We start from the raw sequence: 14,578 nt of genomic DNA, 5'->3' as shown, positions 1-14,578 counted from the left end.
TGCAGAAAGCCGCTCCCGTAGTCGGGGAGCGGCTTTCCAGCGCGGAATTCAGGTTGGTTTAGCGTGCGGCTACAGCTGCCGCATCAGCTCCTGATACAGCGCCAGCATGCTGGTAATGTCGCGCTTATCCACGATTTCTTCGGGCGAGTGCACGTTGTCTTCGGGGGCTCCGATAAAGCACCAGTCCCAAGGCTGGGCGCCGTGCTGCAGCTCCTTGGCGTCGGAGCCGCCGCTGCCTTCTACCTCCAGCTGATGCGGAATACCGGCCGCCTCCGCAATGCGCCGGATACGCTCCACGTAGCTGCGGCGCGGAATTAGGGAGTCGCGCAGCGAAATAGCCACGCCTTGGCCGGCGTGTACGCCTTCCGTCACCCAGGTGATGTCGGAAATCAGGGCCTGCCGCACGCCGTAGGTTTCGTAAATGTGCTTGGCCAGATAGGCCACCGACCCGCCGCCGTGCTCCTCCCAGCAGCTGAACACGATGATGCCATCCTTCAGAGTTTCGCACAGCCGCAGCGCATTCCAGACCCCGAGGCGGTTATCGAGGTAGCAGCTTTGGATGGTCGTATCCGTTTCGCGGAAGTCGCAGTAATAGGTGAGCTCCGTGCCCCGGTCGATGTCGCGGGTGAACTCATACGTGGGCTGCCCGGTTTGTTCATCACTTCCCAACGTGCAGTCGATTTCTCCTTGCGAATCCCGCCCCACCAGTCGAATGCCTTCGTCCAGCACCGGCCCGCCAATCCGAACCAGTTGGCGGCCGTAGCGTACGGTAAAGCCGATGCTATCCACATGCGCAAAGACGGCGGTGCGCGGCTTGCCGAAAACCAGGATAATACAATCCTGCCATTGTTCGCCGGCCAGTACGGTGGGCTGCACCTGCCAGCCGGGGCTGGCCGTCTGGATGTAGTTCAGCAAAAATTGCGTGAGGGCGGCTTCGTTTCCGGAAGGGGCCGGAATCTGGCAGAGGGTCCTTAAAAGCTCCATGATTGACCTGTTATTTGTCCAAAACTAGGATAAAAGCCATACTTTAGCCCTTCCGATGGGCGGTGCGCTTCGGGCTCTGCGCCCGGCCGCACCCGCAAGCCGCCGACTCTATGATCCTTCGCCTCCGATTTATCCTGTTGTTTTTGCTGCTGCCCCTGCTGGCCAGCGCCCAACAGCCGGATACCACGCGTACGCCCATCCGGAACATCCAGACCGAGAATGTGGATGTGCTGCCTAACGCCGTCGATACCAAAGGTTGGCTGCTACTCGACAAGGATATCCAGACCGAGTTGGAAGGGGCCGTGCAGAACCTCTACAACTGCAAGTACGACCGGGCCGAAAAGCAGTTCCGCTCCCTGCGCCGCCGCTACCCGCAGCACCCGATGCCCTACTTTCTGCTGGGCCTGAGCCAGTGGTGGAAAATCGTCCCGACCAATATCAAGACCAAGCAGTACGACAAGCTCTTTTTTGCCTACATGGATTCGTCCATCACCAAGGCAGAGGCGCTTTACGATGCCGACAAAAAAAACTACGAAGCCTGTTTCTTCCTGGCCGCCGCCTACGGGTTTGACAGCCGCCTCAACGCCGAGCGCAGCAACTGGCCCCGGGCCACGGTCAGCGCCAAACGGGCCCTGAAGTACCTGGAAATAAGCAAGGAAGCCAACGGCCTGAGCCCCGAATTCCTGTTTGGGCAAGCGCTATTCAATTATTACTCCGTTTGGATTCCAGACAACTACCCGCTGCTTAAGCCCGTGCTGCTGCTATTCCCTAAGGGTAGTAAGCAGGTGGGATTGCAACAGCTGCGCAGCGTGGCCGACAACGGCTTTTATGTGGGGCCGGAAGCGAAAGTATTCCTGATGCGCATCCTCAATAATGAGGAAAACAACCCCACAGCGGCAATGCCCATCGCCCGCGACCTAGCCTCCACCTACCCCGATAACGGCTATTTCCAGCGCTTCTACGCGTTGCTGGCCTTCAACATGGGCGAGTTCCGGGAAAGTGAACGGGTGAGCCTGGAGATTCTCAGCAAGCTCAACCAGGGCCTGCCGGGCTATGAAGGCATCAGTGGGCGCTACGCCACCTACTTCCTGGGCTGGCTGATGCAGAACCGCTATAAAGACTTCACCAAGGCCAAAGACTACTACCAGCGCTGCATCGTATTCGCGGAAAGCACCGACGAAGCCAACGGCGGTTTTTATCTGCATGCCAACTACAACCTGGCCCGCATTGCCGAGAAGGAGAAGGATCTGGGAACCGCGCGCCGCTACTATGCCGTTGTGGAGAATATTGCCGACAAGAAATCCGACCAGTACCGGGAGTCGAAGGCATTTTTGAAGAAGTACAAGAAGTAGCCCAGCGCGCATGGAACTCAGAGACCTGTTTCTAACGCCCTTCTATTTAGGGCTTATCTACGCAGTGGCATTTGCCATCCGCGGACAGGTCACGAACATCTACACCCGGCAATACTTTATCCCAGCGCTGTCCCTGAAGCTGTTCGGCGCCATTGCCTTCGGCCTGATTTTTCAATTCTATTACGGCGGCGGCGATACGTTCAACTACTTCACGCACTCCAGCCTCATGTATGAGGCGTTTGGCGACTCTTTTTCCGTAGGTCTGAAACTATTAACTAGTGACGGAGAGCGGCTACCGGAGTTGACGAAATACACTTCCCGCATGTACTGGTGGATACCCGGCTCTACAGAGTTGGTGGTAGCCCGGTTTGCAGCCGTGCTGGGCCTGTTGTGTTTCAACACCTACACGGTGGTCGGGATGTTCTTTGCCTGCATCAGCTTCAGCGGCATGTGGGCCATGTTCATGACCTTCGCCAAGATTCGGCCGCAGGTATACAAGCAGTTGGCTATTGCGGTCTTCTTCATTCCCTCCGTGTTCTTCTGGGGCTCGGGCCTGATGAAGGATTCGCTGTGCCTGGGAGCGCTGGGGTGGGTTTTTTATGCTTTTTACCAGGGAGCCATCCAGAAGAAGCGCATTCTAAAATCCCTGATTGTTGGATTTCTGGCGGCTTATCTGCTCTACGCCACGAAAGTATATATTCTGCTGTCTTTCTTACCGCCGGCGCTAATCTGGGTATTCAACGAGAATAGTCAGAAAATCAAAAACGCGGCCCTCCGCATGATTGCTAAGCCCTTCCTACTGGGTATCGGCGCTGTAGTGGCTGTATTTGCCATGAGCAACCTGACCGAGGGCAACGACAGCTATGACGTTGATAAGATTGGGGAGAAAAGTAAAATCACCGCCGACTATCTGTATCAGGTTTCTGTAAAGGAAGAAGGTTCTGCTTATACGCTGGGCGAGCAAGACGGCACCATTGGGGGCATGGTAAAACTAGCGCCACAGGCCATCATCGTGGCGTTATTCCGACCGTTTCTGTGGGAAGCGCGCAACCCGGTTATGCTTCTGTCAGCATTGGAAGCCACGTTTTTCCTCGGTTTTACCTTGCGCATCCTCTTTCGGGTAGGAGTCGGGCGGTTCTTTGGCAGCATTGCCAAAACCCCGGTTCTGGTGCTCAGTTTCGTGTTCGCTTTGGTATTTGGCGCCTCCGTCGGAATCATCTCCAACAACTTCGGTACGCTGGTACGTTACAAGATTCCGCTGATTCCGTTCTATGTAGGCGCCCTGTACATCCTGCAAGATGTGAGTGGGGCCGGTCAGAAAAAAGGCCGTGTTGCCGGCCGGTTGCGGGCTGCTTAGGCGTGTTACGAAAACAGGTTCAGGAAATTCTGCTCGTTGGCCATCACTGAGTAGCGTTCCACGATAGTAGCCCGGGCCTGCTCTCCAAGCTTGATTCGTAGTTCCGGGTCTTGCATCAGCGTTTCCAGTGCTTGGCGCCAGTCGGCAGCCGTAGTGCAGACGTACCCGTTCACGCCGGGCTGCACCACTTCGGTGTTCATGCCTACCGGCGACACTAGGGCCGGGATGCCCAGCGCCATGTACTGCAGCGCTTTGAATGCACACTTGCCTTTCGCCCACGGGTCGTCTTCCAGCGGCATCAGGCCGATGTGCAGCCCGGCTAGGTCTTCAATTTCCGTGTCCTTGCGCCAGGGCTGAAAGTTGAGTGAGCGAAGCGGCAGCTCGGGCGGTTGGTTGGAAATCACGCGAAACTCAAAATCATATTGCTGCTCCAGCTCAGCCAGCACCGGCACCACCTGCTCCAAATACTTGAGCGTGGAGTGCGTGCCCGTCCAGCCGATTACCAGGCGGCCGGGCGCCTTCTGGTCGCGCACGCGGTTGTGCAGGTTGACCGTGTCAATTGTGGTGGGGTTGACAACGGCATTGGGGTTGAACTGCCGGGCATAGTCGCGCAGATAAACGTTGCCGCAGCTGATTTTGTAGGCCCAGCGGCAAATGCTGCCCACTTTGTGGTGCCACTTCACGCCGGCTACCACCTTATTGGCCTCAGAGGTATTTGGAATCCAGATAGCGTCGTCGAAGTCGTAGATGATTTTCTTTCCTAGCACCTTCGCAATCAGCCACTCGAATACTGGTGGTCCGATGGGCGAAGCCTCGCGGTGAATAAAAACGTAGTCGTAGGCCGACACCGAGAGCAGCAAAATGAACCGGCGGAGAAACCCGGCCAGAATACCGACGGATTTGGCCACGGCTTGGCCCGGCTTGTAAAGAATCGCCCAGGTATCCTCCGAAATAAACGGTGCCAGCCGGTAGGAATGTCCTGCCTGCGTGAGCAGGGGAAGATATTGCTCGAACCGAAAACGCTGAGACGGGGCCCGGCCCGGCGGATAGGGCACGATGAAAAGGATGCGCATAGAAAAAAGGCTCTGAAAAACCGGACGCTACCGCAGACGGTAGAAAGCCAGCACTTCCCGCACGATGCGCTGCTGCTCGGCTTCCGCCAGTTCCACGTACAAAGGTAGCCGAACCAGACAATCCGCATACCGATCTGCGCGGGGCAGCGGCCGGCCGTCGTGGCGCGTGGCGTAGTAGGGGCTGCGGTGCAGGGGCTGATAGTGGAAGACGGCGGCGATACCTAAGGCTTTCAGGTGGGCCAGCAGGGCGGTGCGTTCAGCCAGAGAACGGCAGACGAAGTAATACAGGTGTCCGTTGTTGCTGCCGTAAGCAGGCTGGGCGGGCAGTTCTATGCCAAGTGCCGCCAACGGCTGCAGCGCCGCGTGGTAGCGCTGCCAGATAGCACAGCGCCGGGCCTGAATGAAATCCAGTGCCTCCAGCTGCGCCCATAGATACGCCGCGTTAATATCGGCCGGCAGAAACGACGAGCCCACATCTACCCAGCTGTACTTATCGGTTTCGCCCCGGAAGAAGGCCGCCCGGTTGGTGCCCTTCTCCCGCAAAATCTCGGCCCGGCTTACCAGCAGCGGGTCGTTGATGGCCAGCAGGCCCCCTTCCCCGCCGGCCGTAATGTTCTTGGTTTCGTGGAAGGAAAATGCCCCCAGCGCGCCTAATGAACCCAGCGGCCGGCCCTGATAAGTGCTGCTGATGGCCTGCGCGGCATCTTCCACCACGGCTAAGCCATGTTGCGCCGCAACGGCCAACACGGTACCTATGTCGCAGGCAGTGCCGGCGTAGTGCACCGGCACGATGGCGCGGGTGCGGGACGTCACCAGCGCCGCCAGCGCCGCCACATCCAGCGCCGGTGAGTCGGGGGCGCAATCCACGAAAACGAGTCGGGCGCCGCGCAGCACAAAGGCGTTGGCAGTTGACGAGAACGTGAAGCTGGGCAGCAGCACTTCGTCGCCGGGCCTGATGTCGAGCAGTAGCGCCGCCAGCTCTAGCGCATCGGTGCAGGAAGTAGTGAGCAGGGCCCGCGCCGCGCCCAGGTGTTGCGCAAACCAGGCTTCGCAACGCCGCGTGAACATTCCGTCGCCGGAAATCTTACCCGAGCGCACTGCTTCCTCAATGTAGCGGGTTTCGGTACCGACGAAGTAGGGTTTATTGAACGGGAGCATAGCAGGCCTGGGCGCAAACCACAAAGCTAGCAGGATGAAGCTTGTAGGAGGCGGGCATGAGCACAACCCACCAGCGGTACTAACGCAGCAGCCGGGCCGGCACTCCCACGTAGGTACCCGTTTCCGGCAGACTGCGCGTCACCACGCTGCCGCCGCCCGTGCGCACATCGTCGCCGAGTTCAAGCGAGTCGATGACCGTGGTACCAATCCCCAGAAAGCACCGGGCGCCCACCTGCACACGTCCGGCGAGTTGTACGCCGGGCGCCAGCAGGCTGTGGGCACCTATCCGTGTGTCGTGGGCCACCACACAGCCCGTATAAAGCAGCACATTGGCCTCCAGCACCACGTTCAGGTCGAGCACGCAGCCCGGCGAGATGAACACGCCCGGCCCCAGCTCTACGCTTGGGTCGACGTACGCACTGGGATGGACGAACTGCCCGAATGGAATGCCAGCCGCCTGCAACTTCTCAAACACCTGCTGCCGCCGCGCCATGTGCCGGTAGCCAACGCCGAGCAGCAGCTCATCGAAACGGCCGGCCGCATATTCTGCCGCCACCGCCGCCAGCGGCCCCAGCACCGGCCCTTCGGCGGTGGCACCGACAGGGCACGTATCATCAAAAAAGCCCGCCACGCTCCTCCCCTGCTGCCGCAGGTGCTGCGCCATCTGCCGGCCCAGCGCGCCAGCACCTATCAGGGCAATGCGGGAAGTAGAGTCGGGCATACAGGCAGGCTAATCCAGCGTTTCGGCCTCCACGAAATTGGGGCGGCGCGTGGTTTTGAGGTTGATTTGATGAATGTACTCCCCTAAGATCCCCATGCCCAGCAGCAGCAGGCCCACCCCGAAGCCAATGGCAATGATCAGCGAGGCAAAACCCGGCAGCAAATCGTTGTAGAGCAGCTTGCGCAGTAGAATATAGCCCGAATAGAACGTAGTCAGCAGAAAAACCAGCACCGAGGCGTAGGTGAGCAGCCGCACCGGGGCATCGGAGAAGGTGATGAAGATGTTGAGCGAGTGCCGCAGCAGCTTCCGCAAGGTATAGGCACTCTGGCCGCCAGCCCGCGGCCCGTGCGATACCGGCACGCTGCCCACGTGCGCCGTTACCCAGGTCAGGTAGCCATCCAGAAACGTGTAGGAGTTACGCATTTCCAGGCAGTGCCGGCCCACGCTGGCCTTCAGCAGCCGGAAGGGCGAGTAGTCGGGGTGCAGATCGGGAATGCCGGCGCGCAGCAACCGCCGCAGCAGCCCCGACGACAGGTTGCGCCACCCTGCATGGCGGCGTGCTTCGTAGCAGCCATACACCACGTCATAGTCGGCTTCCTGCTGCCGCCCGATGAGCAGCGCTATATCGGCCGGGGCGTGCTGCAGGTCTTCGTCGAGGGTGATAAAAAACCGGCCGCGCGCGTGCCGAAAACCGCAGAGTAGCGCGTTGTGCTGCCCGAAGTTGCGGGCCAGCCGTACCGCCCGCATTACCTCAGCGCCCAGCTCCTGCCGCAGTTCCCGGACTACACTCCACGATTTATCGGGCCCGTAGTCGTGCACGAAGATCAGCTCGTAGGAGTAGCCGTGCGCTTCGAAAAACTGTCGGAGCTGCAGCGCCAGCGGCCGCAACGTCTCCTGCCCCTGGTACACGGGCACCACCACTGAGTAGTCGGGCATCATAGGGCCGTGTGGTTTGGGAAGGACAGCATGTAGCGCGCCGCCTCAGGCCCCGTGTTCAGCAGCAGGTCCAGCACGCTCACGCGGTGCTCAAACGGGCCGTGCAGCTGGGGGTATTCGGGGTATCCTTCGTAGCTCATCCAGGTAAGGTCTATGCCCGCCCGGGCAAACTGGTCGGCATCAAGATACGCGCTGGCCGCCGGACCCGACACGTACTCGGTGCCACCCACTGCCTGCACCAGCTGCACCAGCCGTGCCGTCCGGTCACCATCCACGGTAAAATCAGCCGCTGAGTGCAGCCGGGTTTCGCTCCCCAACCATCCTTGGATGGCCCGAATAAAGCGCTGGTTGATAACGCTGAGCCGCGTTTCATCCACGGCATACAGCTTCTCCAACTCAGGGCGATACTGCTCAAAGTGCGGAGACCGCGCGTACGCCTGCGCCAGCGTGCGCCAGTGCCGTGCGCGCCAGGCGGGGTCAGAAACCTCGGTTTCACTGATGGTCTGGGCCAGCCTTTCCTGCCGCACAGGCATAGTCAGCCACTGCACGCCCTGCGCGGTTTTGATGCGGTTGCGGTTGCGCCAGTCATTTTTGGTGTACTGCACTTCATCATAGAAGATGAAGTCGTCGACACTGTTCAGCAGATCGAAGTAGCCTTTCCAGGGAATGTAGTTGGACTGCAGGATAGCAACACGTTTGATCATATCAGAGCATTTTTTGAAAGCTGTCCGCAGTTCGGCAAGGGGTTGCCGGTCGGATACCGATGCGCTGAACTACCCACTGTAAGCTGCTTATACAGCTGCCCCCAACTGCTCGTATGTATTCGCCGCCCGGAACTTATGCCGCACGAATTTTCGGCCGGTAGCGGCGAAACCAGTGTACAAACTTTCATTAGCGGTTAATACCGATATGGCTTGAGTCATGGCATACATATCTCTATTGGGCAGCAATAGGACGGAAACGACATTTTCCATCTTCAACTGCAGTACCTAATTTGGCATCTAGTACCTGATTTGATACGGGATAACTATCTACTCAAAGGCGGTAGTACCGCTGGTCAGACCGTTATAAAGACAGTGTTTTACCCTCCATTAAGCACTTTAACTACCTTGGGAGCAACCTTATCCAAGAGCACAAATAAGGATACACACAGCAGAAAACTAATAACCGGATTGGTTATGTAGAGAAACCGCCCGCCTAGCTCACGGGGTTTCCAAAACGCAAACAGGAACACGTTGACAAGAGGATGGTACAGATATATCAGAAGAGAATATTTTCTACCCAGAGAAGAAAACACATTGTCAACATCGTTTTTAATACTAAATGCCAGGCCAAACATGCCAAATGCAAAAATAGCACTCCCAAATACAAATTCTTGACCATGTGGACCATATCCACTGAGCTTATACAAACCAATAAACTCAGCCGCCTGAATTAGTAATCCTAGAAATACCAGCGCAAAATACAAATACTTATTACTATATTTTTCCAACACTGAAAACTTCGATACGTAATAGCCGGCCAATATAAAAGGTACAGAAATAATGTATCTAACCAGATCATGATCTGCTTTTACGTAAAAAAGCTTAGAATACGCATCACAATACAGCAAACCACTATACAGTATAAGCGCAATTAGTATATAATATTTTACATCAATTTTTTTCAATACGTATACAAATACTACGTAGGCAAATACCATGGATCCAATAAACCATAGATGCCCTGCCACTCCATTATCAAGGTTATGAAAGTCTGCCAAGTTGTAAATATTTTTTTCTCCCGTAAAAAAATAACTCACAATATAAATCGCATTAGCAACTATGAATATAGAGAGCAAATTTCTGATTGTCTTAGCGAACTGCATGTCACCTATCTTGGCATAGTTTTGCTCAAAAAAGTAGCCGCTCAGAAGGAAAAAGAATGGAACTGCCCATCTACCCCACATTCGGATACCCAATACCAATGAGTTGTTCATGTCTCCGTACGGAACATGCAAAGCAACAACTGATAATGCTCCTAGCAAACGAAAAGCGTCGATTGTGTAATTACGTTCTGACATATTCTTTTACCTGATGACAAGGTTACACGCTTTATTTCCCCATAACCCCGGCGTATAGCTGGCCGAGCTGCTCGTAGCTGGATGCCGGCCGGAACTTGTGGCGCACGAATTCCCGGCCAGCGGCGGCAAACTGCTGACGCAACCCGGCATCGGCGGCCAGTTGCAGCAAAGCCTGCGTCATGGTGGGCACGTCGCGGTTGGGTACCAGCAGACCGGAGCGGCCCGATTCGAACAGCTCGGCGGGGCCGCCGCAGTCGGTGGCAATTAGGGGTGTTCCGAAGTACAGCGCATCGAGGCAGGTGAGCGAAAAGGATTCCGACTCGGAGAAGTTCAGCACGATATCGGCCTGTTTGATGGCCGCTTCCACATCCTGCACGAAACTGCCGAACGTCACGACTTCCAGCAAGCCAGCGGCGGCTACGGCCGTTTCCAGCTGTCGCCGATACGCGCGGTTTTTCTCCAGCCCCATATCCCCGCCGGCAAAGTGCAGCCGCAGGTTAGGTTGCTGCGCATACGCGGTTTTAAAGGCTTCCACGGCGAAATTCTGGCCTTTACCGGGAATGTAGTTGCCCAGAAACAACACCCGCACGCTGCCATCGGGCCGGGGAGTGAGGTCGGTGGGCGGATATTTCTCGCTTTCCGGCACCGGATCGAAAATGACGCTGATGTGCGGCAGCGGCTGAAAATACGAATATACAGCCTGAGAAACGCATATCACGCGCTGCGCCAAGTGCTCGGCCACCCAGCGCCAGGTGCGGGCCAGCGGCTGCATCTGCGTGTGAGGCAGAAACCGCACGTGCGTCACCAGCGGCCGGCCCGTGAGCAGCCGCGCCAGCACGCCCGTCAGGTTATAGAAGTCGTTCATGTGTACCAGCACGGCCCGCTCCCGGCGTACCAGCCCGGCCAGCCGCCAGCCGTTGAGCAGCAGCATCGGCCCGTACAGTAACAGGCTCCGCACTCGTTTGCTGATTTCCACAAAGGGCAGCTCATGCACCTGGTAGCCGGACTCTTCCAGCACGCCGCGGCCCTTGCTCCCGCTGGGCAGCACGTACACAAACTCATACTGCTGCCGCAGCTGGTCAGTGGCGTTGCGCATAGCCATTAGCGCCCCGGTTACGGCCGTAGAGTTATCGGCGATGAGGATGATGGGTTTGGTGGTGGAATCCGGCATTATTTTGCAAGTACGTCATCAAGCATGCTCACCCACTGACTGAAGATTTTTTCGCGGGTGAAGTCCTGCATTCGCTGGCTGGCCAACTGCCCCAGTCGCTGCCGCTCCTCAGCATCACCAAGCAATTGATAGAGCGTTTCGGTCCATATCCGCTGATCGGCCGCCAAGGTTGCGGGTTGGTTGAGCATGGGCATCAGCATGCCAAACTCGGCCTTCTCGGCCGCCCGAATACCACTGGCCGGCGTGGTCGTGTTGGGCGCCAGAATTTCGCGGGGGCCGGTGGGGCAGTCGGTAGTTACGGCCGGCACGCCGCAAATCATGGCCTCGCCCAGCGCCATCGGGAAACCTTCCCAGGCCGAGGGAAACACAAACAGCGCCGCCGGCCGAATGTACTTGAATGGGTTCTGCTGCAGCCCCAGAAAATACACATCGTAGTCGGGCGTTAGTGCATCTTGGTTCCACGCCTCATACACGCGCAGGCCCAGCTTACGGGCGTGGCGGGTAAGGTCATCGCGCAGCTCTCCGTCGCCCACAAACAACAGTTTGGCCGGCCGGCGCTTAATCAGCGCCACAAATGAGTCGAGCAGCGGCGCCTGATTTTTCTGGATAGTCAGGCGGCCCGATGTCACGAGTACCGGCGCGGCGTTATACACCGCCTTCTCCTGGGCCGTCAGAGGCTCCCGCGACTTCGCCTCAATCTGGGCTACCTCGAAGAAGTTGTTGATGGTGACCAGCTTCTCGGGCTTCACCCCGAAACCCTCAATCAGCTCTGGGTTGATGTCGCGGCTGACCGTTACTATTTTATCGGCGCGGTTGTAGAGGCCGGGCATCAGCACTTTCTTCCGCAACCAGCCCACTAAGCCGGTAATGTTACCGTCGTGTAGCTTGGAGCCGTGGATGCAGAGCACCACTTTTTCGGAGCCCTTGCTGAGCAGGTTTACGTAGTCGGCCCCTTCTAGGTGGCTCACGCACACATCGGCCTGCAGGCGGCGCTTGAGGGCTCGCAGCCGCCCGATGCGGCGTCCGAAGTTGCGGATTTTGTCGGCCGGACTGCCGCCACCGTCCACTCCCAGACTCAGCATTTCGTTGCCGCTGGGGTACATGTTGCCGCCTTCCATGTTGAACACGGCTTCCGTCACCTGGTAGTGCTTGGCCAGTTCCACGCTGTGGTCGTGGAAGACGCGCTGCGCCCCGCCCAGGCCCAGGTTCGGAATCAGAAGGAGCAAATTGCGGGAGGGTGCTTGAGACTTACTCATGAAGCTACTATGTTGATGCTGTCCTGATACAGCTGAGTGTAGGCCGCTATGCACTGCTTCATATCAAACTTACCGAAGGCCCGCTGCGCCCATTGCTGATGCTGTGCCAGTAACGGAGCATCAGTAGCATACCGGCGCATGGCCTGGTACAACAATGCCTCATCGGCAAGGCCCTGCAGCGGAAACTCAATCAGCACTCCAGCTTCCTGGCCGGCATCGGTGCGAATCATTTGCCGGATTTCGCCCACATCCGTCGATATCACCGCCTTTCCACAGAACAGGTATTCTGCAATAGAATTGGGCAGGCTTTCTTTGAGGGAAGAGGCAAGAATGCCTACATCAAAGCTTCTTACGCAGTCGATGGGGTTGTTGACGAAGCCTAGGAACCGCAGACTGTCATCGTCCTGATATTTCTCGCTGAGCTGCGTCAGGAACGGACTGGCACCCACTAGCAACAGGTTGGTTGGGCGGCTCATTTCAGCACGCAGACGCTGATAGGCCCGGATGACCGGCTCCCACCCTTTTTCCGGGACTCCGCGCGCGACCATACCAAACACCAGCGCTCCGGGAGCTATACCGAGTTGCGGACGCGTGTACTTACCGGCCTCGGCTGATATCCGGCCATCCAGACCATTGTAGATCTGGCGTAACCGGATGTTGCCCGCCACCCCTTGGTTTAGGCGTACTGCCTCCAGATTCTGCTCCGAGAGGTACGCCACACCGTTAATGCGGGCAATAGTGCTGGTCAGCTTTGAACGGTAGTTGGGAATGACGTATTGCTGCCGCTGCTGGTAGAACGCCAGGAACTGCTCGTAGTCGCCGTGCATGGTTACAACCAGCGGCACACGCGGGAAGTGCTGCAACGCCTCGGCCAGCAGGGCATCACACTTGAACGTGTTGCTACTGACCACATCAATCTGCTTCTCCGCCACTACCTGACGCAGGTGCCGCAGGAGCACCGGTCGGCGCAGGCTGAGGGCACGGCCGTGGCGCTGGAGCCAGTCATCGGTACGGAGCAGCAAAGTATCCAGCCCGGCTGAGGCCGGCCGGTACTCCAGCAGCTCCACGTTGGGAGCTAGGCGCTGCACCAAATCGTGCTCGGTGTATTGCCAGTACATAGCGTACAGGTACACCCGGTGACCAGCCTCGTGCAGGGCCTGCGCTAACCGTAGCGCAAATGTCTGAGCGCCTCCGATGCGCAACTCTTCAACGGCAACAAGTATGTTCATTTTTTATCTTTCGGCTTCTGACTTATTACCGCACGCTCAGGACGGGTTAATAAGGCTAGTGTATACAATCTGCTATTTCGACGGCGTCATGACCTGCCTAAAGACCTGCTCGTATTGCTGCAAACAGTACGGCATCCTGAATTTATCGAAGGCCAGGCTGGCCCGGTCCTGGTGCTCAGCTAGCAACGTCGGCTGCGTCAGGTACAGGCGCATGGCCTCGGTGAGTTGCGTAGGATCGAGTAGCTGATGGTTTACCTGCTCTACCAGCATACCGGCTGTACCGCCCGCCGCCGCCAACATGGCCGGCACCTCGCCAATACGAGTGGCAATAACCGGCTTGCCACACGAAAGGTATTCCACAATGGAATTGGGTAGGCTTTCGGCGCGAAAATAACTGGGTAGCAGCCCAACATCAAACAAGTCGACCCAATCAATAGGGTTGCGCGAAACGTTGGTGAAGTGCAGGCGCGGATGCGGGTGCTCGGCCCGCAGCTGGGTGAGGTAGTCACTCCCCCCTACCAGCACTAGGTGCAGCTCGGGGTGGGCAGCTTCCAGGGCCAAGAACGAGTTGACGGCGTGGGCCCAGCCTTTTTCCGGGATGCCCCGCGCTACCATCCCGAACACCTTAGCTTCAGCTGGAATACCCAGCGTGGCGCGGGTATGCTGCGATTTTTCAGCCGAGAACTGCCCGTCGAAGCCGTTGTAGATTTTGCGGTTTAGCAGCTTATTTAACGGCCGGACACCCTGTTGCTCGAATATTTCCAGGTTCTTGGCTGTAAGATATACCACGGCCGCCGCATGTTGCAACGCAAAATTGCCCTTGGGCGTGACTTCGGGCGCGTCAGCTTTGTGCAGAAACAGCTCATAGCAGCCGTGCATGGTAATCACTAGCGGGGCACTCAATCCTTGCAAGGCTTTGGCCGCTACGTAATCGGCCTTAATGGTGTGGCTGTTTACCACGTCAGGCTGCAGGCGCTGAATGGTCTGGCGCAGGTGGCGGATAACCTGCTGCTCCCGCAGCCAGTCGGGGCGGCCAAGGCGCCGGCCCAGCCCGGCCGCTTTGCGCAGCACCACATCCAGCCCCGGCGAGGCGGCCCCGTAGGAAACCACCGGTACATCGGGAGCAAGCTGCCGCACCAGCTCTTGGTTGACCAGGTGCGCGTATTGATCATAGATATGCACCTGATGGCCGGCAATGTGCAAGGCCTGCGCCAGACGCAAAGCAAACGTCTGGGCCCCACCAGTGCGCAGGTCTTCCAACACGATGAGGAGTTTCATA

13 protein-coding genes are annotated in these 14,578 nt (G+C 57.7%); 2 read left to right on the top strand and 11 right to left on the bottom strand.

Going from position 1 to position 14,578, the window contains the following annotated elements:
• Positions 1–69 precede the first annotated feature (69 nt).
• Complete coding sequence (locus O3303_RS00145) at positions 70–984, bottom strand: M20/M25/M40 family metallo-hydrolase (RefSeq protein WP_269560046.1); 915 nt, start codon at positions 982–984, stop codon at positions 70–72.
• Positions 985–1,094: 110 nt separating this feature from the next.
• On the opposite strand from O3303_RS00145, the gene O3303_RS00140 reads away from it, so the two are divergent.
• The gene (locus O3303_RS00140) at positions 1,095–2,336 is read left to right on the top strand and encodes a tetratricopeptide repeat protein (protein WP_269560045.1); all 1,242 of its coding nucleotides are present in this window, start codon (positions 1,095–1,097) and stop codon (positions 2,334–2,336) included.
• Positions 2,337–2,346: 10 nt separating this feature from the next.
• Positions 2,347–3,693, top strand: a complete 1,347-nt coding sequence (locus O3303_RS00135) for a hypothetical protein (protein ID WP_269560044.1) — start codon at positions 2,347–2,349, stop codon at positions 3,691–3,693.
• Positions 3,694–3,698: 5 nt separating this feature from the next.
• On the opposite strand, the gene O3303_RS00130 is transcribed toward O3303_RS00135, so the two are convergent.
• The 10 genes from O3303_RS00130 to O3303_RS00085 all read right to left on the bottom strand — a co-directional run bounded on the left by O3303_RS00130 (position 3,699) and on the right by O3303_RS00085 (position 14,577).
• On the bottom strand, positions 3,699–4,766 hold the full coding sequence (locus O3303_RS00130) for a glycosyltransferase family 4 protein (RefSeq protein WP_269560043.1): 1,068 nt from the start codon (positions 4,764–4,766) through the stop codon (positions 3,699–3,701).
• Positions 4,767–4,793: 27 nt separating this feature from the next.
• Entirely contained in the window at positions 4,794–5,924 is a 1,131-nt protein-coding gene (rffA, locus tag O3303_RS00125; protein ID WP_269560042.1) for a dTDP-4-amino-4,6-dideoxygalactose transaminase, read from the bottom strand.
• A gap of 79 nt (positions 5,925–6,003) precedes the next feature.
• On the bottom strand, positions 6,004–6,645 hold the full coding sequence (locus O3303_RS00120; protein ID WP_269560041.1) for a NeuD/PglB/VioB family sugar acetyltransferase: 642 nt from the start codon (positions 6,643–6,645) through the stop codon (positions 6,004–6,006).
• A 9-nt stretch (positions 6,646–6,654) separates the two neighbouring features.
• Complete coding sequence (locus O3303_RS00115; protein WP_269560040.1) at positions 6,655–7,584, bottom strand: glycosyltransferase family 2 protein; 930 nt, start codon at positions 7,582–7,584, stop codon at positions 6,655–6,657.
• Entirely contained in the window at positions 7,581–8,285 is a 705-nt protein-coding gene (locus O3303_RS00110; protein WP_269560039.1) for a WbqC family protein, read from the bottom strand. Before O3303_RS00110 ends, O3303_RS00115 begins: the two co-directional genes overlap by 4 nt.
• 377 nt (positions 8,286–8,662) lie before the next feature.
• On the bottom strand, positions 8,663–9,643 hold the full coding sequence (locus O3303_RS00105; RefSeq protein ID WP_269560038.1) for an acyltransferase family protein: 981 nt from the start codon (positions 9,641–9,643) through the stop codon (positions 8,663–8,665).
• Positions 9,644–9,674: 31 nt separating this feature from the next.
• The gene (locus O3303_RS00100) at positions 9,675–10,814 is read right to left on the bottom strand and encodes a glycosyltransferase family 4 protein (protein WP_269560037.1); all 1,140 of its coding nucleotides are present in this window, start codon (positions 10,812–10,814) and stop codon (positions 9,675–9,677) included.
• Complete coding sequence (locus tag O3303_RS00095; RefSeq protein ID WP_269560036.1) at positions 10,814–12,070, bottom strand: glycosyltransferase; 1,257 nt, start codon at positions 12,068–12,070, stop codon at positions 10,814–10,816. Before O3303_RS00095 ends, O3303_RS00100 begins: the two co-directional genes overlap by 1 nt.
• On the bottom strand, positions 12,067–13,299 hold the full coding sequence (locus tag O3303_RS00090) for a glycosyltransferase family 4 protein (RefSeq protein ID WP_269560035.1): 1,233 nt from the start codon (positions 13,297–13,299) through the stop codon (positions 12,067–12,069). The genes O3303_RS00095 and O3303_RS00090 overlap by 4 nt, the downstream gene beginning before the upstream one ends.
• Positions 13,300–13,371: 72 nt before the next feature.
• Complete coding sequence (locus O3303_RS00085) at positions 13,372–14,577, bottom strand: glycosyltransferase family 4 protein (RefSeq protein WP_269560034.1); 1,206 nt, start codon at positions 14,575–14,577, stop codon at positions 13,372–13,374.
• Position 14,578 lies beyond the last annotated feature (1 nt).

Origin of the sequence: Hymenobacter canadensis (genome assembly GCF_027359925.1) — a bacterium.
Taxonomy (GTDB): domain Bacteria; phylum Bacteroidota; class Bacteroidia; order Cytophagales; family Hymenobacteraceae; genus Hymenobacter; species Hymenobacter canadensis.
This window is presented reverse-complemented; position numbering and strand designations above follow the sequence as displayed.